Source organism: Gordonia sp. QH-12 (genome assembly GCF_001578675.1).
Classification (GTDB): domain Bacteria; phylum Actinomycetota; class Actinomycetes; order Mycobacteriales; family Mycobacteriaceae; genus Gordonia; species Gordonia sihwensis.
Genome location: NZ_KQ969309.1, coordinates 1 through 22,840, shown reverse-complemented (window position 1 = coordinate 22,840; position 22,840 = coordinate 1). Strand labels below are relative to the sequence as shown.

Below are 22,840 nucleotides of genomic sequence, written 5' to 3'. Positions count from 1 at the left end.
TGCTGCTAAACCTCGATTTCCACGTCGCCGACGGGGGCGTTGACACAGATCTGGATGTGCTGATCGGGCTCGGAGTCGAGCTCTCCGGTCAGGATGTTTCGGGTGCACCCGGTCTTGCGGACCTTGGTGCAGGAGAAGCAGATGCCCATGCGGCATCCGTATTCGGGACGCAGCCCGGCCGCTTCGGCCTGTTCGAGCAGCGTGCGACCGTCGTTCGGTGTGGTGACGTCCGACGCGGTGTAAGTGACGTCGCCGGTGATCGGCTGGTCGGGGTCGAGCACCGGCGAGGTGTCGACGGTGAATGCTTCGGTGTGCAGTCGGTCGGCCAGGTCGCGCCGGTCCGCGTACTCGCGAACCGCGTTCATCAGGGCCGGGGGTCCGCACAGGAACACCTGTGCACCGTCGACGTCGGCGACGCCGTCCAAGTGGTCGTCGTGGAAGTGCTCGGGAGTATCCGTGCGGGTGTAGTGAAGTCGCACGTCAACGTGGTTCAGGGTGCGATCGAGCGCGTCGAGTTCCGCGCGGTAGGGAACGTCCTCCGGTGTGCGCGCATAGTGCACGAAGGTGACCGGGCGGTCGTGTCCTTCGACAATCAGTGTCCGCAGCATTGAGAGGACAGGTGTAATCCCGCTGCCGCCGCTGACGAGCACGGTCCGGTCGGGGCGGACGTCGGGGAGGACGAACTCTCCGGTGGCCGAACTCAGGGTGAGGACCGTCCCGGGGCGGGTCTGCTCGCGCAGGTAGCGGGAGATGAAGCCGCCGGAGTGCGCGGTCACGGTCAACTCGATCTCCGAGGCCTTCTGCTCGGCGTTGGCCGGGGAGAAGAACCGACGGTGGCGGACGCCGTCGACTACGACGCTGACCTCGATGTACTGCCCTGCGCGATGGCCTGACCACTGGCGGGTGGGGCGCAGGGTGAGGGTGACCGATCGGTCGGTCTGCAGGCGGACGTCGGTGACCTTGGCGCGTGTGTCGCGCCAGGTGATCATCGGATCGATCAGTTCCAGGTAACGATCGACGGGGTACGGGGTGGCGGTCGCCTCGACAATCGTCTCGACGAGGCGGGCGATCTTGCTGGCCATCGTTCCTCCTTTGAGGATCGTCGTTCACTTTCAGTGAACGTCTGTACACAAACGAGCATGACATATGACCGCGCCGGGGTGTCAAGGCATTGCCGGTGTGTCTGCCGTCACGTGCGCTCGCCCACCGCGGGACCGGGCGCCGATCCCGACCGCCTAGACTCGGGTTTGTGACTTCCTCTCCCGACTCACCAGGCACGACGCCGCGCAAGGTGCGCGCGAAGCGGTCGCGGCCGGGGTCCGGGGGCAGTCGTGCGGAGAAGAAGGAGCAGACCAGGCAGGCGCTGCTCGACACCACGATCGACTTGGTGGACGACCGTTCTTTCGGAAGCATCAGCCTGCGCGAGGTGGCGCGCGGGGCGGGCATCGTCCCCACCGCGTTCTATCGGCATTTCGCGTCGATGGAAGACCTCGGCGTGACACTCGTCGAAGACGCCATGCGGGTGCTGCGCGGCGCCTTGCGGGAGGCGAGACGGGATCTGGCCGGGCGAGGCATGCCGACCGCGCGCGAGTCGCTGTCGACCCTGCTGAAGAAGGTCCACGGCGACGAGGCGCAGTTCCGCTTCCTGGTGCGTGAACGCCACGGCGGCGTCGCCGAGGTGCGCCGGGCGATCGCGACCGAGCTGCGCTTGTTCTCGCGTGAACTGGCGATCGACCTGGCCCGTGTTCCCGCGCTCGCCGATTGGGGCGTGGACGATCTCGAAGTCGCCGCCGATCTGATCGTCACGATCATGATGACCACGGTGGCCGAGCTTCTCGACGGCGACGGCCGGGAGTCCACCGAGCGCGCGCTGGTCGAACGCGCCGAGAAACAACTGGTGATGGTCTTCCTCGGCATGTCGGCGTGGAGGCCCTCTCACTGAGATCCGGACCTTCCCGGCACGCCCTGTCGGAGGGATGAGGAAGGATGGTCCGCATGGCACAACAGGGTTCTCGGGTCGGCACGCAGTTCGGGCCCTACCGGCTCGACGCTCTTCTCGGGTACGGCGGCATGGGCGAGGTGTACCGGGCGTACGACACGGTGCGTGACCGCGAGGTGGCGGTGAAGCTGCTGCACGAGCGTTTCGCGGGCGACGAGACGTACGAGGAGCGCTTCCGGCGTGAGGCGCAGGCCGTCGCACGGCTCGGCGAGCCGCACATCATTCCGATTCACGACTACGGTGCCATCGACGGCGTCCTCTACCTGGACATGCGGCTCGTCGACGGCGAGGATCTGCGGTCGCGGCTGCGTCGGACCGGCCCGATGGCGCCCGCCGACGCGGTGGGGCTGATCTCGCAGATCGCCGAGGCGCTCGACGCCGCTCACTCGGTCGGACTGGTGCACCGCGATGTGAAGCCGGAGAACATCCTCGTCACGGCCACCGACTTCGCCTACCTCGTCGACTTCGGCATCGCGCATCAGGCGGCGGACACGCGGCTCACTCAGGCCGGGACCGCGATCGGATCGCTCGCGTACATGGCGCCGGAGCAACTCGACGGTGTTCCGTCCGGTGCGATGTCGGATGTGTACTCGCTCGCCGCGGTGCTCTTCGAGACACTCACCGGCAAGCCGCCGTTCCCGGGGGCCACGGTCAGCCAGATCGTGCGGGCCACCGTGATGAACGAGGTGCCCTCGCCCCGGCAGTCGGCGCCTTCGGTGTCGCCGCAGCTCGACGCCGTGGTGGTTCGGGGTCTGGCGAAGGATCCCGCAGCGCGATTCGGTTCGGCGGGACAGATGGCCGCGGCCGCTCGGGCCGCGCTCGAGGGGCATTGGCCGGACAGTGCGTCCGCGCCGACCACGTCCGTGCAGACGGGTCCTCGAGCCTACGATCCGACGGTCCTCGGGGCCCGCCCGCAGACGGCGCCGCTGCCGGAATCGCAGGCCTACCCGGAGCCCCAGTTCTCCCAGCCCCAGTTCGCGCAGCCCCAGTTCTCCCAACCCCAGCAGTACTATCCGCCGCAGCCGAACGGCGACGGTCGCGCGCTGCCCGTCGTGCTCGGGGCGCTGATCGGTCTGCTGGTGCTGGCGTTGATCGGTCTGGGTGTCTACTGGTTCGGTTTCCGTGACTCCGGCGGCGCCGGCACGACCGCGACACCGTCGTCGACCACCATCACCACCACCGTGCCGCCGACCACTGTCGCGGCCACCCCTCCGCCGGGTACCACGAACTGCGATTCGGAGGTGGGCGTCGCCTCGAGCGTCACCAGCTGTGAGTTCGCGTTCAACGTGAAGTCGGCCTATCTCGCGGCCGGGCCGAAGGGACAGGCTCGCACCGTGGTGGCGGACAGCCCGGTGACCGGTCGCAGCTACACGATGTCGTGCAATCCAGAGGATGGAGTAGTGGTGTGCCGCGGAGGCAACAACGCAGTGGTGGTGATCTTCTGACTCGGCGGATCACGGTGACGAGGCGGACCGCGGTACGCCGGGCGGCCGCGGTGGCGGCTGCGGTGGCGTGCCTGGTCCCGACCGCGGCGTGCGGGACGTCCGACGGCGACGGACACGCGGTGGCCACCGTCGTGGTGACCGAGACCGCGGGCTCACCGGTTGCGTCGTCCGACCCGGTCGGCCCGGCGTCGCGCACCGAGGCGGCGACGACCGATGCGGCGTTGACCGCGAGCTTCGACGCGATGGCCAAGACGCTGGCCGCTCCCGTGGGGCTCGCTCTCGTTCCGGTCGGCGGCGGTGCGGCGATGACCTTCGGTGACCAGTCACCGCAGGTCGCGTGGTCGACGATCAAGGTGCCTCTGGCTGTTGCCGCGCAGCGGAAGAACGGGCCGAGTGACGCCGAGACGGCCGCGATCGTGGCCTCCGACAACGCCGCCGCTGAATCCCTGTGGGCGTCGCTGGGGTCGCCGGCGGAGGCCGCGGCGGCCGTGACGCGCGTACTGCGCGAAGGGGGCGACGAACACACCACGGTGCCCTCGCGCCGGTTGCGCCCGGAGTTCACGGTCTTCGGGCAGACCACGTGGCGTCTGGCGGATGCGGCGGTGTTCTCGGCGCATCTGCCGTGCCTGCCCGACACCGGGCGGATCGTCTCGTTGATGCGGAACGTCGCCGGTAACCAGCAATGGGGGCTCGAGTCCGTACCGGGCCGCCAGACCGCGGTGAAGGGCGGCTGGGGACCGAGTGTCTCCGGCGGCTACCTGGTCCGCCAGATCGGTCTGCTCACGCTGCGCGACGGCCGGCAGGTCGGGGTCGCGATGAGCACCCAGGCGTCGGCGGGATCGATGGAGCCCGGAACCCAGGTGCTCGACGGTGTCGCCCAGTGGCTCTCGAAGCACCTCGGGGCGCTGCCCGGTGGACGGTGCCCCTCGTGACTTCCGCCGTCTGACACCGCCGCCCCGGTAACACGTCCGCAACGCTGCGATTGCGTCTGCGGTACGACGCTGTCGGTGGCGATTGCCCTGCACTAATGTGACTGAAGTTGTCAATGTTGCAAGAGGTGCTTGTGTTGCGAATGGTTCGATGGTGTGCGGCAGTCTGCGCGGCGGTTGCGGTGACGGCCGCGGGTAGCGGGGTGGCGCAGGCCGCACCGCCGCTGCCGTTGCCGAATGTGCTTCCGCCGTTGCCCGCGATTCCGGGGATTCCGAGTCCGCCGCCGCCGGTCGACCTGGGTAAGAGCTTCGACAAGCTCAGCAAGAGCATCGTCAAGGCGAATCCTGGGCGCGTGGGTCTCGCCGTCACCGCGACGGGAACCGGTGAGCCGCTGTTCTTCGGAACGGTGCGGACGGCGCGGGCGTGGTCGACGCTGAAGGCGCCGGTTGCGGTGGCCGCGGAACGGGCCCACGTCGCCGGCCTCGAGCCGATGGAGACCAAGTCGATCCGAGACTCGGATAACGCTTCGGCCGAGGCGATCTGGGACTCACTCGGCTCGACGCGACAGGCGATCGACGCCGTCAGTGCGGTCTTGCGCGAGGGCGGTGACTCTCGGACGCGGATCTCGTCCGAGCTGAGCCGCCCCGCGAGCTATCCCGGCGCCACCCAGTGGGCGACCACCGATCAATCGGTGTTCGCGGCGAATCTGCCCTGCCTGGCCGGATCAGATCCGCTCCTCGCCTATATGAGTTCGGTGGGACCGAATCAGCGGTGGGGGCTGGCGAACGGGAAGAAGGGCGTTCAGACGGCAGTGAAGGGCGGCTGGGGCCCGGTGTCGGACGCGACCGGCAAGTACGTCGTGCGGCAACTCGCGGTCGCGACCACGCCTCGTGGCCGGGTCGGCGTGAGCCTGGTGGCCGTCCCCGCGAGCGGACGTTTCGAGGACGGTGCCGCCATGCTGACTCGCCTGGGCGACTGGGTGCAGCGAAACCTGAAGAACATGCCGGCCGGGCAGTGCCCGCCGGCTGCGAATCCGGTGCGCTGAACCCGGCTGCGTCCCCGGCGTGTCCCCGGGCGGCTCAGCGACCGAACGAACTCAAGAGAATCGCCTCAGTGAGGGCCGCGCGACGGATCTCGCCGGGGTCGACGCTCTCGTTGGGAGCGTGGATCGCACACATCGGTTCCTCGACTCCGAGCAGCGCGATCTCTGCGCGCGGCACCGTTTCGGCGAGCACCGTGCACAGCGGAATCGATCCGCCCTGACCGGAGAACTGCACCGGCAGACCGTCGTACGCGGTCGACATCGCATCGATGAGTTGCCGGTAGCCCGGACCGGTCGGATCGGCGGAGAACGGACCCCCGAAGGCGTCCGGTTCGAACTCCACGCGCACACCCCACGGGATGTGCTTGCGCAGATGAGCGACGAGCAACTCGTACGACTCCCGCGGATCGGTGCCGGGCGGCACGCGCAGGTTGAGCATCGCCGCGGCGGTCGGCATGATCGCCGCAGCGCACTCGTCCGTGCTCGGAGCGTCGAGCCCGATCACGGTGACCGCGGGGCGGGCCCACGCCATGTCGGCAGGCGTGCCGCTGCCGAGGACCTCGGTGCCGGGCAGTGCGCCGACGGTCTCCTGGAACTGCTCGGGAGTGAATGCGAAGCCCTCCCACTTCTGGTCGCTGCGCAGGCCGTCGATCGTGGTGTCGCCCGCAGCGTTGCGCAGCGACGCGAGTCCGGCGACGAGCGCCGCCATCGCGTCGGGCGCGGGGCCGCCCGCAGCTCCGGAGTGGACGCCGTTCTCCAGAGCGGAGACGGTCACCTTCACGTTCACGACGCCGCGCAGGCTGGTGGTGAGGGTCGGGACACCGACCGCGATGTTCCCGGTGTCGCCGATCAGAATCAGGTCGGCGTCGAACAGGTCCGGGCGGGTGCGGACGAGTTCATCGAGTCCCTCGCCCCCGGCCTCCTCCGAGCCCTCGATGATCAACCGCACGTTGCACGCGGCCCCGTCGCCGAGGGCACGCAGCGCGGTGAGGTGAGCCACCACGTTTCCCTTGCAATCGGCGCTGCCGCGCCCGTACCACCGTCCACCGTCCTCGACGAGTTCGAAAGGCGGTGTCCGCCACAAGGATTCATCGCCCGCGGGCTGGACGTCGTGATGGCTGTAGAGGGCTACCGTGGGACTGCCTGCGGGGCCGGCGCGATGACCGACGATGGCGGGCGAGCCGTCGGAGGTCACAATGACCTCGGTGTCGAAGCCGAGCTCGGAGAAAGCCCGCGCCACCCATTCGGCGCTGGCCCGGCTCGCATCGGCGCGAGCGGGATCGATGTGGATCGAGGGGAACGCGACCAGTTGCGCCAGGTCGGCGCGAGCGCGATCCATCAGGTCGTCGACGCGGGAGGCCAGAGTTTCCGGGGTGAGGTCCACGAGGCTCATGTCATCCAGGATGGCACGCGGGCCGTTCTCACGCCGGACGAGCCGCGTCGAAGCTCGCGTGCATCTCCCAGTACAGGATCTCGGCGTCGGTGCTCGCTTCCAGCGTGACCTCGCCGCCGTCGGTGAACCGCACGGCGTCCCCTTCGGCGATCGGGGCCCGGGGGAGCTCGCGGCTGCTCGCGGAGACCTCGCCGCGCACGACGAACAGGTGGGCGAACGGGGCGGCCGGCAGGGTGATCGCCCGTCCCGGACGCGGGCGCGCGACGTGCAGGGCGGCGTACCTGTTGGCGATCGTCAACGCGTCGGATCCGGCGTGCTGCGGTCGTCCGGACGCCACGACCACCGGGTCGCCCGCGGCAAGCCGGGAGCCGAAGTCGCGGTAGCCGTGGTCGGGTTCCAGTTCATCGGCATGCGGTGGCACCCACATCTGGATCACCCGCAGGCGTCGCCCCGACGCGCGCGAGGCGGCGTTGCGCTCGGAGTGGGTGATGCCCCGCCCGGCCGTCATGGCTCCGGCCTGACCCGCTTCGAGAGTGACCGTGTGACCGTGCGAATCCCGATGGATGAGCGAGCCTTCGACCACCCAGGTCACGATCTCCATGTTCTGGTGGTGATGGGCGTCGAGTCCTTCGCCGGGATCCACGACGTCGTCGTTGTGCATCGCGAGCACGCCGTGTGCGTTCGCGAAGATGTCGAAGTTGCCCGTTCCCGGGAACGACTGCCGGGAGCTGAGCCATTCGTTGGCCCAGAAATGGCGATCGGCGGCGGGAATCACGGTGACAGTCATCGGTTCTCATTTCGGTCGAGGTGGTCGGCGAGGCGGCGCATCACACCGGCGAGCGCGGCGGCGTCGCCGTCGCCGATGGCATGGAAGAACAGTTCGTCGACGTCGGCCGCGTGGACGAGTGCCGCGGCCTCGAATACCGCGGCACCGTCCTCGGTGATGACCGCATAGCTGCCGCGACGGTCTTCGGCGGCGTTCTCCCGGCGCAGCCAGCCGCGACGGCAGAGGACGTCCACCTGATACGACAGCCGCGACGCGGAGAACACCATGCGCCGACCGAGTTCGTTCATCCGCAGTCGGCGGTCGGGAGATTCGTGCAGCAGGAGCAGCACGTGATAGTCGGCCAGACACATGCCCGCGGACGATCGCAGTCGCCGGTCGAGTTCGGTCTGCAGTCGAGCGGAGTTCTCGATGAACAGTCGCCACGCCGCCCGGGCGGCTGGATCGGTCATCGTGCAACGTGCGGCATCAGGGCGTTCGGCGGAATGAGGCCGAATCGTCCGGCCCGGTAGTCCTCCATCGCCTCGATCAGTTGCTGCCGGGTGTTCATGACGAACGGTCCGTATTGGACGACGGGTTCGCGGATGGGCCGACCGCCGAGCAGCAGGACCTCCAGAGCCGGGCGGTTCGAGTCCTGAGCGGCGTCCGCTGAGACGGCGATCCGATCGCCGGCGCCGAGCACCGCGAGTTGTCCGCCCTCGATGGGGCGTTGTTCGGCGCCGACCCGACCGCGCCCGGAGAGAACATAGACGAGCGCGTTGAAGTCGGTGCGCCAGGGCACCGACAGCCGAGCCCCGGGCTGGACGGTTGCGTGGGCGAAGGTGATCGGTGTGTGGGTGGACCCGGGACCGTGGTGGCCGTCGATCTCGCCGGCGATGATGCGCACCAGTGCGCCGCCGTCGGAGGAGGCGAGCAACTCGACTTGTCCGCCCTCGAGGTTCTGGTATTGCGGGGTCAGGAACTTGTCGGCTGCGGGCAGGTTCACCCAGAGCTGGATGCCGTGGAAGGCACCGCCGGACTCGACCAGCTCCGCCGGTGGGGTCTCGATGTGAAGGATGCCCGAGCCCGCCGTCATCCACTGGGTGGCGCCGTTCTCGATCAGCCCGCCGCCGCCGGTGGAATCCTGGTGCTGGAAACGGCCGTCGATCATGTAGGTGACCGTCTCGAATCCCCGATGCGGATGCCAGTCGGTGCCGCGCGGCTCGCCCGGCTCGTACTCCACCTCGCCCATCTGGTCCATGTGAACGAACGGGTCGAGGCGATGCGCGGGCACTCCGGCGAAGGCGCGGACCACCGGGAAGCCCTCGCCCTCGTAGCCGCGGGGGCCGGTGGTGATGCCGGTGACGGTGCGGTCGGTGCTGGTCGGTGTGGTCTCCGAGAGTCGAGGCAGGGTCGAGGTGTCTGCGGTGACGGCGGGCATGGCGTCCTCCTGATCGGATGAGTAGTTCAGATTTGAACGACTTCACTCATCTGAAACGCCATCGTGCCGAGATTTGTTCCATCTCCGCGAAGAACCCGTCATACTCGCAGTCATGGCTATCAATCCGATCGTCGACCGCCCGTCCCGCGGCGGAGATCGTCAGCGTCTGCGGAAGTTGGCTCAGGCCGCTCTCAACGCAGATCAGACGGTGGATCAGGTAGAGGGCATCCTCGGCGATGTCGGGCCGGTGCTCGGCTCGATGGGCAAGACGATCGACGGTCTGGACTCCACGATCGAGAAGCTCAACGTGACCCTCGACGAGCTCAACACCACCCTCTCGAAGGTCGACGAGACCGTCGGCCGGATGGCCGCCGTGGTGGTGCGATTGGAGAAGGTCGTCGGACGTGTCGAGACCATCGTCGCCGTGGCGGAACCGGCGTTCCGGCCGATCGAGATGATCGAGAACGCGGGGCACACGATCGAGGCGATGGGCCGGGGCATCGCATCGCGAATTGGTCTCAGCTGAAACACGATTCGTCCGATTGTGGCCGAGATCTCGTAGTGTCGCCCGACAAGGGGACATCGAACGAGGAGGGCCCTATGACGGAATCCGTCTCCACTCCGGCCAAATGGCTGGCTGAACTGTTCGGAACATTCTGGCTCGTATTCGGCGGCGCGGGTACCGCGGTATTCGCCGCAAAACAGGTCGCGGACGCCACCAACGACAGCGGCGACGTGATGCAGATCCAGGTCGGCGTCGGCTTCCTCGGCGTCGCACTGGCCTTCGGTCTCACGGTCGTCACCATGGCGTACGCGGTGGGTCACATCTCCGGCGGGCACTTCAACCCCGCCGTCACTCTCGGGGCCGCAGTCGGCGGGCGACTTCCGTGGCGCGACGTCCCCGGATACTGGATCTCGCAGCTCGTCGGCGGTCTGATCGCGGGTGCCGCGATATTCGGTATCGCACAGGGCAAGCCCGGCTGGGACGCGACCGGAAACATGGCGGCGAACGGCTTCGGCGATCACTCTCCCGGCGGCTACTCTCTGGCCGCGGTCGCGATCGCGGAGGTGCTGCTCACCGCCTTCTTCATCATCGTCATCCTGGGCGCCACCGACGGTCGCGCGCCGAAGGGCTTCGGCCCGTTGGCGATCGGCCTCACGCTGACCCTGATCCACTTGATCTCGATCCCGATCTCGAATACCTCGGTGAATCCCGCGCGGTCGATGGGTGTGGCGTTCTTCAACGGCGACGGCGCGCCCGGCCAGCTGTGGGCGTTCTTCGTGTTTCCGCTGATCGGCGGCCTGATCGGCGGCGTGCTGTATCCGCTGCTGTTCGAGAACGGAAAGCTCGCGGTCGGCACTCGGCGTAACGCAGAATGATGGAGTGAGATCTCAAACGCTGTCCGTGGCAGGCGTCCACGGCGTCTCGATCGTCTACGACGTCCATCGTCCCGAGTCCGGGGCGGTGGGCGTCGTCATCATCTCGCACGGTCTCGGGGAGCACGCCGGACGTTATCGGCACGTCGCGCAAAGGCTCACCGACCTCGGCTACGTGGTCGTCGCTCCCGATCATGCGGGACACGGCAGATCGGGCGGGAGACGGCTCGGGGTGACGGACTTCCGCGACTTCACCAGCGACCTGCACACGGTCATCGAGCAGACCGACCGCGGCGACGGCCCCACCTTCCTGATCGGGCACAGCATGGGCGGCGCGATCGCACTCGACTACGCGCTCGAGCATCCCGGCGTTCTGGACGGGCTGGTGCTGTCGGGGGCCGCACTCGTGCCGGGCGACGATCTCCCCGGCTTCATGGTCAGGCTGGCCCCGGTGATCGGCAGGCTGGTGCCGCGACTGCCGGCTACCGCACTGCCCGCGTCGGCGGTCAGCCGCGATCCGAATGTGGTCGCAGCGTATGAGGCCGATCCGCTGGTATGGCACGGGAAGATCCCGGCGGGTCTCGGGGGCGCCCTCATCTCGACGATGGCCACATTCCCGGATCGGTTGCCGAGTCTGACGACGCCGACGCTCGCGCTGCACGGCGGCGGCGACAGGCTCGCGAATCCGGAGGGTACCCGAATGGTCGGGAGGCTCGCCGGCGGCGACGTCACAGTGAAGATCTACGACGGACTCGCACACGAGATCTTCAACGAGCCCGAGCACGACGCCGTTCTGCGCGATGTGACCGAGTGGATCGCAGCGCACCGTCCCGAGGGCCGGACGCCGCCCGACTGACCGACGCGGGCCGCGCGAGCCGTCAGATTCCGAGACCGGCGGTCAGCCGACCGGCCAGCCGCGGTGACACGGCGGCCACGGCGCGCAGCACCAGGGCGTACCGGGGATAGAGTTCCGCGGGCCGGGTGTCGGCGGCGCGGATCAGCCAGGCCGCTGCCTCATCGCTGGTCAGAGCGGGGGCGTCGGCGTAGTCGGCGGTCGGTGCGATCATCGGAGTGCGGACGAGCGGGAAACCGGCATTGGTGACAGCCACTCCGGTGCCCCGGCACTCGGCGTCGAGCGACCGGCCGAAGGCGGCCAGCGCGGCCTTCGACGCGTGGTACGCGCTGAACTTGGGCATCGCGCCGGCACTGACACCCCAGGTGACGACGTTGATGATGTGTCCGCGCCCGGCCTCGACCATCGCGGGCAGCAGACCGAGAACGAGTTGGACCGGCCCGAAGTAGTTGAGGGCCATCGTGCGCTGGTAGTCGTGGAAGCGCTCCACCGTGTCGAGGGCTGATCGGCGGATGGAGCGCCCCGCGTTGTTGATGAGGATGTCGGGGACGCCGAACCGCGCGAGGATCTCGTCGGCGAGGCGTTTGGCGTCGTCGGGATCCGAGAGGTCCGCGGTGACCGGGAAGGCCGTGCCGCCGTCGACGGTGATGGAGTCGCATACCGCGTCGAGAGCATCGGGCCGTCGTGCGACGGTGATCACCGTGGCGCCGCGCGCTGCGAACAGCCGCGCCGCGGATTCACCGATCCCGGAGGAAGCGCCGGTGATGACGACGGTGGCGCCGTGCAGGTCGCGCTGCCGCCCACCGAGCATGTGCCGGAGTTCATCGAGGGTCTGCGGCGGATTCAACAGGGCGCTACGGACGGCGTGCAACATCGGATTCACTTGTACTGCTTGATGACTCGGAGAGCTTCCTCGGCGTCGACATTCTTGGCCACGAGCTTGCCGTTCTTGACCTTTCGGATGCTGTAACGGTCACGTTTCTTCGCGTCGGCGACGTGGAGTCCGGCCTTCTTGGCCTTCTTGTTGAGATCTTCCAGCACAGCAGGATGGTAACGCCTCAAGGTGAACGCCTTCGACCGGTCGGCGACTCGAGTCGGGCCGGTGTGCATCGCCGCAGGTCGTGGCGGGTTCCGGTGAATCGGTGACGCGCTGACTCCTCAGCAGATGTCGGTACCGACGGGCGTCACGTCATCGAGACGTCGCGTGTATGCTCCGCCGCCGAGGCGCGAGGTGGTGGCGCATGCGGCGGCCGGTGACGAACCGGGGTAGTAGACGGCGTAGACGGGGTTCCCGTTCTCTGACTGTTTGAGCGATGCGCAGGAGTGATCGGTACGCAGATAGGAGGCACCCGGGTACCGGGTGAGCGCCGCGGCGATCTCAGCCGCATATGCACCCGGCGTGACCGCGTTGTAGACGACGGTGACGGCCTGCCCGTTGCACGACGGCCGGCTGATGGGTGTCGGCAGGCCCAGATCTCCGGCGCCGAGGCCGGGGACGGGACTGACTTCGTCGACCGGCGTCGGCTCCGCGTGAGCCGATTCGGTCAGTGTGGACTCCGATCGATCGCCCGTGCCGTCGACCGTCCCCGTGCCTCCGACCGTCCCCGTGCCTCCGACCGTCGCAGTCTGGGTGACCGGCGCGGGCTTGAGGGTGCTGGTCGCCGCGGCCGTATCGGGACCGCCGGTTCCAGACGAGTAGAGCCAGGCGATCGTCCCAGCGGCGAGGAGGACCACGGCGGCCACGCCGGCGGCGATGACGCCGTTTCGGGCGCGGTTCGATCGCGGTGCGGTCGTCGGTGTCGGCACCGGTTTCGGAGCGACCATTGTCGGCGCGTGCGCGGGAATGGGTGCCGCGGGAATCGGTGCCGCGGGGATCGGCGCCGCGGGGCGCTGCCCGGTCAGGGTCGCTCGGGCGGCAGCGGCGAACGCACCCGCGGACGCGATTCGGTCGGCCGGGTCTTTGGCGGTGCCCGCGGCGATGACGGCGTCGAACGGTGTGCCCGTCGGTGGCACCGGACGGCTCAGGTGGCCGGCGATGACCTGTTCGATGCTCGTCGACGGATAGGGCGTGGAACCGGTGAGGCACTCGTACAGGACACATGCCAAGGCGTACACGTCGCTGCGCGGGCTGACCGGAGTCTCGGAGCCGAACCGTTCGGGCGCCATGTATGCGAACGAACCGATCGCCATTCCCGTCGACGTGAGACGAGTCTGACCGGCGGCTTGGGCGAGTCCGAAATCGGCGAGGTACGCGAAGTCCCGGCCGTCGAGCAGGATGTTCTCGGGCTTCACGTCTCGATGCAGCAGACCGGAGGCGTGTGCGGCGTCGAGCGCCGCAGCGACCTGTTCGATCACATGGACGGCCAGGCCGGGATCGCGCAGACCGTCGTCGATCCGCGCGCGGAGGTGGCGACCGTGCACGATCCGCATGTCGAGGAAGAGCCGACCGTCGATCTCACCGAAGTCGTGGATCGGAATGATGTGCGGGTCGTTCAGCCTGGCGACGGTCTGTGATTCGCGCATGAAGCGCGCTCGGAAGGCGTCGTCGCCGGCGAGGCCGGGAGGTAGGAGTTTGAGTGCCACCGTCCGGTCCTTGACAGTGTCGATCGCCTCGTACACCTCGCCCATCCCGCCGCGGCCGAGGAGTCGGACGAGCCGATACGGCCCGATGGTCGAATCGGATCGGTCAGCACTGGTCATCGGCGTCCTCAACTGTCGGGGCGGGCCGGTCCCTCCAATGCGACGCGCAGCCGCTGCTCCAATTCCGCGGCGCCGGCCGCGGGGAGGTCGATCAGCCCGTCGAGTTCCCGCCGCGCCCGAGCATAAGCCTGCTGTCGTTCCTGCGGACTCGCAGCCTCGTCGCCCGCCAGATTCAGCAGCCGCTGGGCACGGGCGAGACGTTCCTGCTCGGCCGGATTGAAATCGCCGCGCCTGCGCCTGCGCGCCTCCTTCTCGGCCACGTCGAGTGCTGTCGCGTAATCGTGGACGGCGTCGCGATAGCGTTCGACGGCCTCGGGTGAGGTGTCGTCGGGAGACGGACGCAGCAGTTCGGCGCGGCTGCGCGCGCGATGGAACTCCGCGGTCAGCGGTTCGCGCAGGTCGACGAGCATCGGGTAGTCGAGGATGGTCGCCAGATCCGTCTCGTACCCGAACCATCGATCGTCGGTGGTCTGGTGCTCGGTGACCGCGCGACGCAGATCGCGCTCGAGCGATTCGGCATCCACCCGGGCCCGGCTCTGGGCCCGGGCGAGCGCGACCTTGGCCTCCTGCCGCAGGCGGTAGCGCTCGAGCCGTCGCTCGGCGCGACGCTCGTTCCATGCCCCGAGCGCACGTACGGCACCGCCGATCGTTCCGCCGAAGACGAAGATCAACCACCAGTAGTGTCCGATCGCACCCATCACGCCACCCACGGATTCAGCGTACTGCGGACGCGGCCGAGATACCGGTCTCGAGCGGGGCGCCGACCGCACCGGGTAGCCGGAGCCCCATCAGCCGACCCCCAGCCGACCCGTCAGACCGGCAGCCCCTGCTCCATCAGGTCGAGGGCTGCGAGGCATTCGTCGAGTGAGGCCAGGCCGGTGCGGGTGATGTCGGTGAGATGGAACATCACTCCGGAGACTGCGGAGACGAACACGCGGAGCCGGAAATCGTCGTGCGCGACGCCGAGATAGTCGGCGAAGTAGTCGGTCGCCGCTGAGATCACGCGGTCGGACTCGAACTGGTACGTCGCGCGCAGGCTCGGCTCGCTGTGCAGAATCCGGAGCCGTTCGGGATTGGCCGCCCACTCGTCCTTCTCCGCGATCCGGTACATCCGCGTGATGAGTTCGCGGACGAGACCGAAGTGGCTCAGACCGGCGGGGATCTCCTGGAGGATCGCGTCGCGCTCGTCATCCAGGTCGTCGCTGATGATGACCTGTTCCTTCGACTGGAAGTAGCGGAAGAACGTGGTGTGCGAGACATTCGCCGCCTCGGCGATCTGCGCGACGGTGGTCGCCTCGTAGCCGTTCCGGTCGAAGAGCTCGAGTGCTGCCGCCCGGATGTCGGCCCGAGTCCGGGCCTTCTGGCGTTCGCGTAAACCGGGCCGCGGCCCCGAGGAGGTCCTCGGGGCCGCGGCGGTCGGATTGTCGTTCATGTCCGTACTCTATGCCGTCCCGCTCGGGCTCGGCTCGGGGCTGTTGCCGCCCACCGCCACCGGTGTCTCGGTCGAGGGCAGGCCGCGGTCGCGGACCTTCTCGCCTTCGATGTCGAAGTTGAGGACCAGCTTGTCGAGCCAGCGGGGCAGACCCCACGCGCGGTTGCCGAGCAACGCCAGCAGGCCCGGAACGATGACCATTCGGACGAGGAAGGCGTCGAAGAAGACGGCGATCGCGAGGGCGAAGCCCATCATCTTGGCGGTCGTGTCCGGCGACAGCATGAACGCGGCGAAGACGCTGATCATGATGACTGCGGCGGACACCACCACGCGGGCGCCGTGGCGGTAGCCGGCGACGATCGCGTCCTTCGCGCTCATGCCGTGAATGAACTCTTCACGCATGCGGGTCACCAGGAACACCTGGTAGTCCATCGCGAGGCCGAAGACGACGCCGATCAGGAAGATCGGCAGGAACGACAGCAGCGGCTTGGTGTGGTCGATCAGGCCGAAGGTGCCGTCGGTGAAGATGGCCGTGGTGATGCCGAACGTCGCCAGCATCGAGAACACGAAACCGATGGTGCCGATCAGCGGAACCCAGATGGAGCGGAAGACCCCGATCATGATCAGGAAGGCCAGACCCACCACGACGACGAGGTAGGGGATCAGTGCCTTGTCGAGCTTCGCCGAGAGATCGGACATGATCGCCGTCTGGCCGCCGACATGAATCTCCGCTCCCTGTGCCTCGACCGCCCCGGAGGTGTCGCGGATGGCCTCGACCAGGTCGTGGGTCTGCGGCGAGGACGGCGAACTGAGCGGCGTGACGATGATCATCGCCGAATCCGCGCCCGCGTTCGGGTTCTGCGGGGACGGGCCATTGCCGGTCCAGGACACCATTTCCGGCGCCGCGACGCCGGGCAGCGCCTTGATCTTGGCGACGGCGGTGTTCGCCGCCGCGTCGATGGTGCCCTCGTCGGTGTGCATCACCACCACCAGCGGACCTGCGACACCGGCGCCGAAGCCCTTCGCCATCAACTCCTGTCCGGCCACCTGGTCGTCGGTGACGGTGTCCATACCGAGGGTCATGTTCTTGATCGGGATGGCCGCGACGATCAGAATCGCGAGGCCGGCGACGACGAACGGAATCGGCTTGTTGACCAGAGTCCGGCCGAACTTGACTCCGAGGGAGTCGGAGTCCTTCGATTCCTCGGCGTGCCTGATCCACGGAATCCGGGGTGTGAAGGCGAAGCGACCGAAGGCGCCCAGCAGCGCCGGAATGAAGGTCAGCGCGGCCAGGACGGCGACGAGGATGGCCACGGCCGCGCCGAGGCCCATCTGGGTGATGATCGGGATACCGATGACCATCAGGGCGGCCACCGCGATGATCACCGTCAGGCCGGCGAAGACGACCGCAGATCCGGCGGTGCCGACGGCGCGGCCCGCGGCGTCGGCTCGGTCACCGCCTCGCGCGGCTTCGGACCGGTAGCGCGAGACGATGAACAGTGCGTAGTCGATCGAGACCGCGATTCCGAGCATGGTGATGATCGCCGTGGCGGCCTGATTGATGGAGAGGACCTCGGCTGAGAGAGTCACCAGCATCATCGTGAGTCCGACGCCGACGATGCCGGTCACCAACGGGATGAAGGCCGCGATGAGCGCGCCGAAGGCGATGATCATGATGACGAAGGCGATGGCGAAGCCGATCAGCTCGGCCTTGCCCGCGGGCTCCTGCGCCGACATGACGCCGCCGGTGGCCTCGACCTTCAGGCCGTCGCCGCGATGCTTCTCCAGCACGTCGAGCAGCTGATTCTTGGTCGCGACGTCCACGTCCATCAGATTGATCTTCTGGTGAACGCTGATCAGCCCGATCTTGCCGCCGTCGCCGATGACGGCGGAGGCCATCTCCGGTTTAGCGGCCGCGACGGCGAGCGGGTCGAAGACCGTCCCGGCGTCAACCTCGTCGAGCGTCTTGAGGTCGGCGACCAGCGACTGAATCTCGTCGGCATGGCGGGCGAGACCGTCGTCCGCCGCGACGACGACGATCGTCGACGGTTCCTCCTGCTGCTTGTTCTGCGCGGGGAAGTTCTCCTGCAGCTGCTCCATCGCGACGCCGCCGTCCGTGCCCGGCAGGTCGAAGTCCTGCGCGAACTTCGGCTGCAGTGCGCCGACGGCTCCCGCGACGATCACAAGCGCGGCCACCCAGGTGGCGAGCACCCACCATTTGTGCCGGAATGAGAACCGTCCGACGCGGTAGAGAATCGATGACATGCTAACGATTGTTAGTCAGTACCACTTTCCGTGCAAGGTGAACTCGTTCACTTCTCCGTTGCCTGTGCGCCCGGCCTCACAAGTGCCGCGGCGATCGCGGTGGTGAGCGGCACGCTGCCCGCGAGAGCGATGCCGCCGACGAAGGCGCGCGCCAGTTCGATCGCGACTTCCTCGCTGGTGATCAGTGAGCTGAAGGGCTGAGCCGCCACCGAGAACAACAGGAGCAGGGGCAGGGCGCTGCCCGCATAGGCGAAGACGAGCGTGTACACCGTCGAGGCGATGTGGTCCCGCCCGACGCGCATCGCCGAGCGGAATGCGCCGAGGCGGGTCTGTCCCGGAATCGCGGCGAGCTCGAAGGTCGCCGACGCCTGGGTGATCGTCACGTCGTTGAGGACTCCGATGGTGCCGATCACGAATCCGGCCAGCAGCAGTCCGTTGAGGGAGATGGTGCCCTGGTAGAACTGCAGATTGGCGGTTGATTCGGCCGACAGTCCGGTGAGACTCATCGTCGATATCGCCAGACGGCTCAGGACGGTCGCGAGGACGAGTGAGGCCAGGGTGCCGAGCAGAGCCGAACTGGTCCGCAGATTGAAGCCGTGCGCGAGATAGAGGACGGCGAACAGGATCGCGGCCGCCGAGACCACCGCCACGCCGACCACGGAATGCCCGTCGAGGATCGATGGCAGAGTGAAGAAGCCGAGGACCACGAAGGCCACGATCAGACCGACGATCGCGCGGGCGCCGCGCCACGTCGCGACGGCGATGATCGCGAGCACGAAGGCGATGGCCCAGACGATGATGCCGGTTCCCCGCTGGTAGTCGTAGAAGCCGTAGCGGGCGCGGCCGTCCGGGCCAGGCATCGCACTGACGCGGATCGCGTCGCCCTTCTCAAGCGTGGGCTGCCCGGGCTGCGGTTCGTCTGCGGTGGCTGGGTCGGCCGCCGGCGCACCGGGGACGTCCGCAGACTGAGCGGCGTTCGTCGCGATCATCAGGACCGTGTAGCGCCCGGAGTCAGGGCCCGACGTCAGCTTGAGGATCGACGCCCGGCACGGGCCACCGGTGGTCGGGACGGTGGGGAACTCCGCGGACGCCACGCCCGTCGCCGGTGACGAGCAGTCGGCCTTGATCTGCGAGATCACCTCGGCATCGGACACCTGGATCGGACCGCCCGTGGCGGATCGGAACTGCATGGGAATCGGGCGGTCGGCGTGGCCCGGCCACAGCACGATCATCCCGATGCCGACCGCGAGTGCGGCGACGGACAGCAGTCCGATCACCACCGGTTTCGCGTAGCGAGTCAGCTGGCCCGGGAGGTCGCCGCCGCCGTGATGATGGCCGTGCGAATGGCCGGAATGCGCCGCCGCGTGCGGAACGTCGGCCTTTCGGCGTCGCTCCGCACGCGGCGGTGGGTCGTCTCTCGGCTCCGGCTCGGGCAGTCGATGGCTCACGCGCCCGAGACTAGAGCGTCGGAGGTCGGATGTCCCCTTACAGACCCATGTCCTTGGCGATGATCGAGCGCATGACCTCGCTCGTACCGCCGTAGATCCGGTTGACTCGGTTGTCGGCGTACAGGCGGGCGATCGGGTACTCGTTCATGTAGCCGTAGCCGCCGTGCAGCTGCAGGCAGCGGTCGATCACGTCGGCCGCGGCTTCGGTGCAGAACAGCTTCGCGGACGCGGCATCGGCGGCGGTCAGCTCGTTCTTGTCGTAGGCCTCGAGTGCGCGGTCGACGACCGCTTCCATCGCGTCGACCTTCGCTTTGCACGCGGCCAGCTCGAACTTGGTGTTCTGGAACGCGGCGACGGGCTTGCCGAACACCTGACGCTCCTGCGTGTACTCCTTGGCGAAGCGGATCGCCGCCGCACCCTGCGCGTACGCGCCGACGGCGATCGAGAGGCGCTCGCGCGGCAGGTGCTGTCCGAGGTAGTAGAAGCCCTGGTTCTCCTCGCCGAGGAGGTCCTCCACGGGGACCTTGACGTCGGTGAACGACAGCTCCGCGGTGTCGGAGGTGCGCAGACCCAGCTTGTCGAGCTTGCGTCCGACGGCGTAGCCCTCCGACTTGGTGTCGACGACCAGGAGGGTGATGCCGAAGCGGCGATCGGTCTCGCTCGGAGCCGAGGTGCGTGCGCAGACGATCACGCGGTCGGCGTTGACGCCGCCGGTGATGAAGGTCTTGGCGCCGTTGAGGACGTAGTGGCTGCCGTCCTCGGAGAGCTTCGCGGTGGTGCGCATACCCGCGAGGTCGGAGCCGGTGCCGGGCTCGGTCATCGCGATGGCGAACATGGTCTCGCCGGACGCCATGCCGGGCAGCCAGCGCTTCTTCTGCTCCTCGTTGGCGTGCTTGAGGAGGTAAGGGAGACACAGCGGGATGTGTGCCGCGGAGCCGCCGAGGCTGACGCCGGCGCGGGCCATCTCCTCGGTCAGGACGGCCTCGTACTTGTACGAGTCCACGCCCGCGCCGCCGTACTCCTCGGGCACCTCGATGCCGAAGACGCCGAGCTCGCCGATCTTCAGGTAGAAGTCGCGCGGCACGATGCCGTTCTCGAGCCACTCGTCGTAGACGGGCACGATCTCGGATTCGATGAACGCCCGGATCGTCTCCCGGAAAGCTTCATGGTCCTCGGTGTAGATTTCGCGGCGCATCGCGCCACCTCCTTCTTCGATGGGTCACAGCGGGTAGGGCTGCGGGTGTTTCAGGACTTGGCTCCGGCTATGCGGAGTGCGGCGTCCGCGTAGAAGTCGGCCACCTGGGTCGTCGACCAGGTGCCGCCGTCGCGGAACCAACGGGCCACGTCGACGCTGCTGCCGACGATCGCAACTGCCGCCATCCGCGGATCGGGAGTGTCGAAGACTCCCTGGTCGATGCCGCGGTGGAGGATCGCCGCGAGCACGTCTTCGATCTGCTTGCGCAGGTCGACGATCTGCGCACGGTGGTCGGGCTCGAGTGCGCGGAGCTCGTAGTTCACCACGCGGGCGCTCACGTGCCGGTCGGCGTGGTACATCGCGAACTCGCGAATGAAGCGGCGCAACTGCTCGACGGGATCGTCCGTGCCCGCCGCGGCATCGCGCACTATCCGGAGGATCGCCTCGTGGCCGGCGAGCGAGATCTCGAAGAGCAGTTCCTCTTTCGAGCTGTAGTGCACGTAGACCGCGGCGGGACTCATTCCCGCGGCAGTCGCGATGTGCCGGGTTCCCGTGCCGTGGAAACCGAGTTCGGAGAAGGACGCCATCGCGCCCTCGCGGAGACGCTTGCGCGTCTGCTCGGACTTGGTCGTCGGTTCGTCGGGGTCGACGGCCGAGTGCTTCGCCATGGTTGACCTCCGCTCCGCCGGGAAATTTCTAAGCGATCGCTTATTTCTATCGCACTGTAGCACGGGTTACCGGCCGGTCACCTAATCGCCCGGTGGCTAGCATGGACGGCATGTACGTGAAGGTGTGCGGCCTGACGTCGGAGGATGCTGTCGGTGCGGCGGTCTCGGCCGGAGCCGATGCGATCGGTGTGGTGATGAACGAGACGAGTCCCCGTGCCGTCGATCGCGACCGGGCGCGCGCGGTGGTGCGCGCTGGACGAAGCGCGGGAGGGCCCGGCCTGGACATCGTTCTCGTCGTCAACGACAAGCCCGCGGTCGATGCCGCGGCCCTGGCCGTCGACCTCGGCTTCGACGTTCTGCAACTGCACGGGCGTCGCTACGGAGAAGCGGACTTTCGTGCGGCGGCGGAAGGGATCGGCCGGATCTGGCGCGCGACATCGCTGGTGCACGAGCCGCCGTTGACGGTCGGAGCGTACGGGGAGGAGCGGCTGCTTCTCGATGCGCCGAAGCCGGGGTCGGGGGAGCGCTGGGATCTGTCGATGCTCACTGACCGCGGACTGTCGGGCCAGTGGCTGCTCGCGGGCGGACTCACTCCGGACAACGTCGCGGACGCGATCGCTCAAGCGCACCCGTGGGGTGTCGATGTGTCCAGTGGCGTCGAGTCCGCGCCGGGCGTCAAGGATCTGGCCGCGATCAGCAGGTTCGTCGAGGCGGCGAAGTCGCGAAGGTGAGTCGTGCCGGCCGTCAGTGATCTCTGTCACGCCCGGGTGATAGCTTTCAGTTAGTCAGGTAAAGACGGCTTGACCAGCTGAAACACTCGGGGGAGGTGGCAGCGATGAGCGCTTCGATCGTTACAGGTGTCACTGGTCTCGCGCTGCCGGACCGGCCTTCAGAGTTGTTGGCGTTGATCGATGCCGCGGCGGTCAAACTCGCCGAGACCTCCCTGTCGCCGGAGACCGAACCGGAACTGCTGGCGCACACGCAGATCGCCGAACGGATTCGGCGCCGCTGGGACGGCGTCTCCGCTGCGCTGCTGGTGGAGGTCTCCGATCGCAACGCGCACCGCACCGCGGGCTATCTGAATCCGCACCAGTACCTCTCGCAAGGGCTGCGGCTGGGAACCCGCGAGGCGGGCCGACGGCTGCGGATGGCCGAGGCGATCGGTGAGTTCTCCAACTTTCAAGGGCAGACTCTGCCTCCGCGGAAGCCTGCGACCGCCGCAGCGGTGGCGGCCGGGACTGTCGGCGCCGAACACGCGTTGGTGATCTCTGCGGTGCTGGCGAAAGTACCGGGCTGTATCTCGCCGGAGGTCAAAGCGCGTGCCGAGGCGGAGTTGGCCGACGTTGCCGCCGGGTTGAATCCGGATGATCTGGGCAAGGTCGGTGACCGCCTGCTCGCCCATCTGGATCCGGACGGTCAGGAGAGTGATCACGTCGACCGGCAACGCCAACGCGGAATCACGATCCTCCCGCAAGACCGCCAGTTGATGAGCAGAGTCCGTGGCGCGATTACTCCGGAGTTGCGGGCGAAGTTCGAGGTGATCTTGACCGCCTGGGCCGCGCCCGGGATGAACAATCCCGCCGACCCCGACTCACCCACTGGAACCATTGACGCCGACGGCATTGACGCCGAGGCTTTGGCGGCGGCGCGGGGGCGGGATCTGCGCAGTGCCGCTCAGCGCACACACGATGCGTTGCTGGCCCTGTGTGATTACGTTCTCGCCCACGGCGGGCTGGGTGCACCGAGTCGGATACCGGCGGAGTTGGTCATCACCGATACCGATCAAGAACTCGCCGGCCACGCCGGAATCGCCCTGGCTGCCACCGGCACCCGCATCCCGATCGGCGAACTCGTGCGGCTCGCCGCCGAGGCTGTGCCGCACCTGGCGG

General features: G+C 68.1%; 23 protein-coding genes. 9 read left to right on the top strand and 14 right to left on the bottom strand.

Annotated elements, in window-relative coordinates; genetic code table 11:
* Positions 1 to 5 precede the first annotated feature (5 nt).
* On the bottom strand, positions 6 to 1,082 hold the full coding sequence (locus Y710_RS17555) for a ferredoxin reductase (RefSeq protein ID WP_062368026.1): 1,077 nt from the start codon (positions 1,080 to 1,082) through the stop codon (positions 6 to 8).
* Between the two features lie 209 nt (positions 1,083 to 1,291).
* Here Y710_RS17555 and Y710_RS17550 point away from each other — a divergent pair, with 209 nt between their 5' ends.
* From Y710_RS17550 to Y710_RS17535, 4 genes are all read left to right on the top strand, one after another.
* Entirely contained in the window at positions 1,292 to 1,942 is a 651-nt protein-coding gene (locus tag Y710_RS17550; RefSeq protein WP_051999675.1) for a TetR family transcriptional regulator, read from the top strand.
* A 53-nt stretch (positions 1,943 to 1,995) separates the two neighbouring features.
* Complete coding sequence (locus Y710_RS17545; protein WP_039867852.1) at positions 1,996 to 3,444, top strand: serine/threonine-protein kinase; 1,449 nt, start codon at positions 1,996 to 1,998, stop codon at positions 3,442 to 3,444.
* 14 nt (positions 3,445 to 3,458) lie between these two features.
* Positions 3,459 to 4,376, top strand: a complete 918-nt coding sequence (locus Y710_RS17540; protein ID WP_006897563.1) for a serine hydrolase — start codon at positions 3,459 to 3,461, stop codon at positions 4,374 to 4,376.
* Between the two features lie 179 nt (positions 4,377 to 4,555).
* Positions 4,556 to 5,419 (top strand): serine hydrolase, encoded by an 864-nt coding sequence (locus Y710_RS17535; protein ID WP_006897562.1) that lies wholly within the window; start codon positions 4,556 to 4,558, stop codon positions 5,417 to 5,419.
* Positions 5,420 to 5,453: 34 nt separating this feature from the next.
* On the opposite strand, the gene Y710_RS17530 is transcribed toward Y710_RS17535, so the two are convergent.
* The 4 genes from Y710_RS17530 to Y710_RS17515 are packed head-to-tail and all read right to left on the bottom strand — an operon-like array spanning position 5,454 to position 9,013.
* Positions 5,454 to 6,809 (bottom strand): dipeptidase, encoded by a 1,356-nt coding sequence (locus Y710_RS17530; RefSeq protein WP_062368025.1) that lies wholly within the window; start codon positions 6,807 to 6,809, stop codon positions 5,454 to 5,456.
* Positions 6,810 to 6,837: 28 nt separating this feature from the next.
* Entirely contained in the window at positions 6,838 to 7,596 is a 759-nt protein-coding gene (locus tag Y710_RS17525) for a pirin family protein (protein WP_006897560.1), read from the bottom strand.
* A complete protein-coding gene (locus Y710_RS17520) occupies positions 7,593 to 8,045 on the bottom strand; it encodes a MarR family winged helix-turn-helix transcriptional regulator (protein WP_006897559.1) in 453 nt (150 codons plus the stop codon). The genes Y710_RS17525 and Y710_RS17520 overlap by 4 nt, the downstream gene beginning before the upstream one ends.
* Positions 8,042 to 9,013 carry a pirin family protein gene (locus Y710_RS17515; RefSeq protein ID WP_006897558.1) on the bottom strand — a complete coding sequence of 324 codons (972 nt, stop codon included), beginning with the start codon at positions 9,011 to 9,013 and terminating at the stop codon, positions 8,042 to 8,044. The genes Y710_RS17520 and Y710_RS17515 overlap by 4 nt, the downstream gene beginning before the upstream one ends.
* Positions 9,014 to 9,125: 112 nt before the next feature.
* Here Y710_RS17515 and Y710_RS17510 point away from each other — a divergent pair, with 112 nt between their 5' ends.
* The 3 genes from Y710_RS17510 to Y710_RS17500 all read left to right on the top strand — a co-directional run bounded on the left by Y710_RS17510 (position 9,126) and on the right by Y710_RS17500 (position 11,246).
* Complete coding sequence (locus Y710_RS17510) at positions 9,126 to 9,539, top strand: hypothetical protein (RefSeq protein ID WP_006897557.1); 414 nt, start codon at positions 9,126 to 9,128, stop codon at positions 9,537 to 9,539.
* A 74-nt stretch (positions 9,540 to 9,613) separates the two neighbouring features.
* The gene (gene aqpZ, locus Y710_RS17505) at positions 9,614 to 10,393 is read left to right on the top strand and encodes an aquaporin Z (protein WP_006897555.1); all 780 of its coding nucleotides are present in this window, start codon (positions 9,614 to 9,616) and stop codon (positions 10,391 to 10,393) included.
* A 4-nt stretch (positions 10,394 to 10,397) separates the two neighbouring features.
* Complete coding sequence (locus Y710_RS17500) at positions 10,398 to 11,246, top strand: alpha/beta hydrolase (RefSeq protein WP_006897554.1); 849 nt, start codon at positions 10,398 to 10,400, stop codon at positions 11,244 to 11,246.
* 22 nt (positions 11,247 to 11,268) lie between these two features.
* Here the strand turns inward: Y710_RS17500 and Y710_RS17495 are convergent, their stop codons facing one another.
* The 9 genes from Y710_RS17495 to Y710_RS17455 form a co-directional block, all read right to left on the bottom strand.
* Entirely contained in the window at positions 11,269 to 12,126 is an 858-nt protein-coding gene (locus Y710_RS17495; protein ID WP_082781352.1) for an SDR family NAD(P)-dependent oxidoreductase, read from the bottom strand.
* The gene (locus tag Y710_RS18975) at positions 12,123 to 12,284 is read right to left on the bottom strand and encodes a hypothetical protein (protein ID WP_006897552.1); all 162 of its coding nucleotides are present in this window, start codon (positions 12,282 to 12,284) and stop codon (positions 12,123 to 12,125) included. The genes Y710_RS17495 and Y710_RS18975 overlap by 4 nt, the downstream gene beginning before the upstream one ends.
* Before the next feature lie 117 nt (positions 12,285 to 12,401).
* On the bottom strand, positions 12,402 to 13,943 hold the full coding sequence (locus Y710_RS17485; RefSeq protein ID WP_062368024.1) for a serine/threonine-protein kinase: 1,542 nt from the start codon (positions 13,941 to 13,943) through the stop codon (positions 12,402 to 12,404).
* Positions 13,944 to 13,951: 8 nt separating this feature from the next.
* Positions 13,952 to 14,653 carry a hypothetical protein gene (locus Y710_RS17480; RefSeq protein ID WP_231875777.1) on the bottom strand — a complete coding sequence of 234 codons (702 nt, stop codon included), beginning with the start codon at positions 14,651 to 14,653 and terminating at the stop codon, positions 13,952 to 13,954.
* Positions 14,654 to 14,754: 101 nt separating this feature from the next.
* Positions 14,755 to 15,375, bottom strand: coding sequence for a TetR/AcrR family transcriptional regulator (locus Y710_RS17475; RefSeq protein WP_045536895.1), 621 nt, complete (start codon positions 15,373 to 15,375; stop codon positions 14,755 to 14,757).
* 9 nt (positions 15,376 to 15,384) lie between these two features.
* Complete coding sequence (locus Y710_RS17470) at positions 15,385 to 17,640, bottom strand: MMPL family transporter (protein ID WP_006897548.1); 2,256 nt, start codon at positions 17,638 to 17,640, stop codon at positions 15,385 to 15,387.
* A gap of 47 nt (positions 17,641 to 17,687) precedes the next feature.
* The gene (locus tag Y710_RS17465) at positions 17,688 to 19,088 is read right to left on the bottom strand and encodes a YibE/F family protein (protein WP_006897547.1); all 1,401 of its coding nucleotides are present in this window, start codon (positions 19,086 to 19,088) and stop codon (positions 17,688 to 17,690) included.
* A 37-nt stretch (positions 19,089 to 19,125) separates the two neighbouring features.
* Positions 19,126 to 20,283: an acyl-CoA dehydrogenase family protein gene (locus Y710_RS17460; RefSeq protein ID WP_006897546.1), complete on the bottom strand. Its 1,158-nt coding sequence runs from the start codon at positions 20,281 to 20,283 to the stop codon at positions 19,126 to 19,128.
* A gap of 50 nt (positions 20,284 to 20,333) precedes the next feature.
* Positions 20,334 to 20,951: a TetR/AcrR family transcriptional regulator gene (locus tag Y710_RS17455; RefSeq protein ID WP_006897545.1), complete on the bottom strand. Its 618-nt coding sequence runs from the start codon at positions 20,949 to 20,951 to the stop codon at positions 20,334 to 20,336.
* 110 nt (positions 20,952 to 21,061) lie between these two features.
* Here Y710_RS17455 and Y710_RS17450 point away from each other — a divergent pair, with 110 nt between their 5' ends.
* Entirely contained in the window at positions 21,062 to 21,682 is a 621-nt protein-coding gene (locus Y710_RS17450) for a phosphoribosylanthranilate isomerase (RefSeq protein WP_039867849.1), read from the top strand.
* Between the two features lie 104 nt (positions 21,683 to 21,786).
* Positions 21,787 to 22,840 (top strand): DUF222 domain-containing protein (locus tag Y710_RS17445; protein ID WP_062368030.1); only part of this gene is annotated, 1,054 nt, incomplete at its 3' end.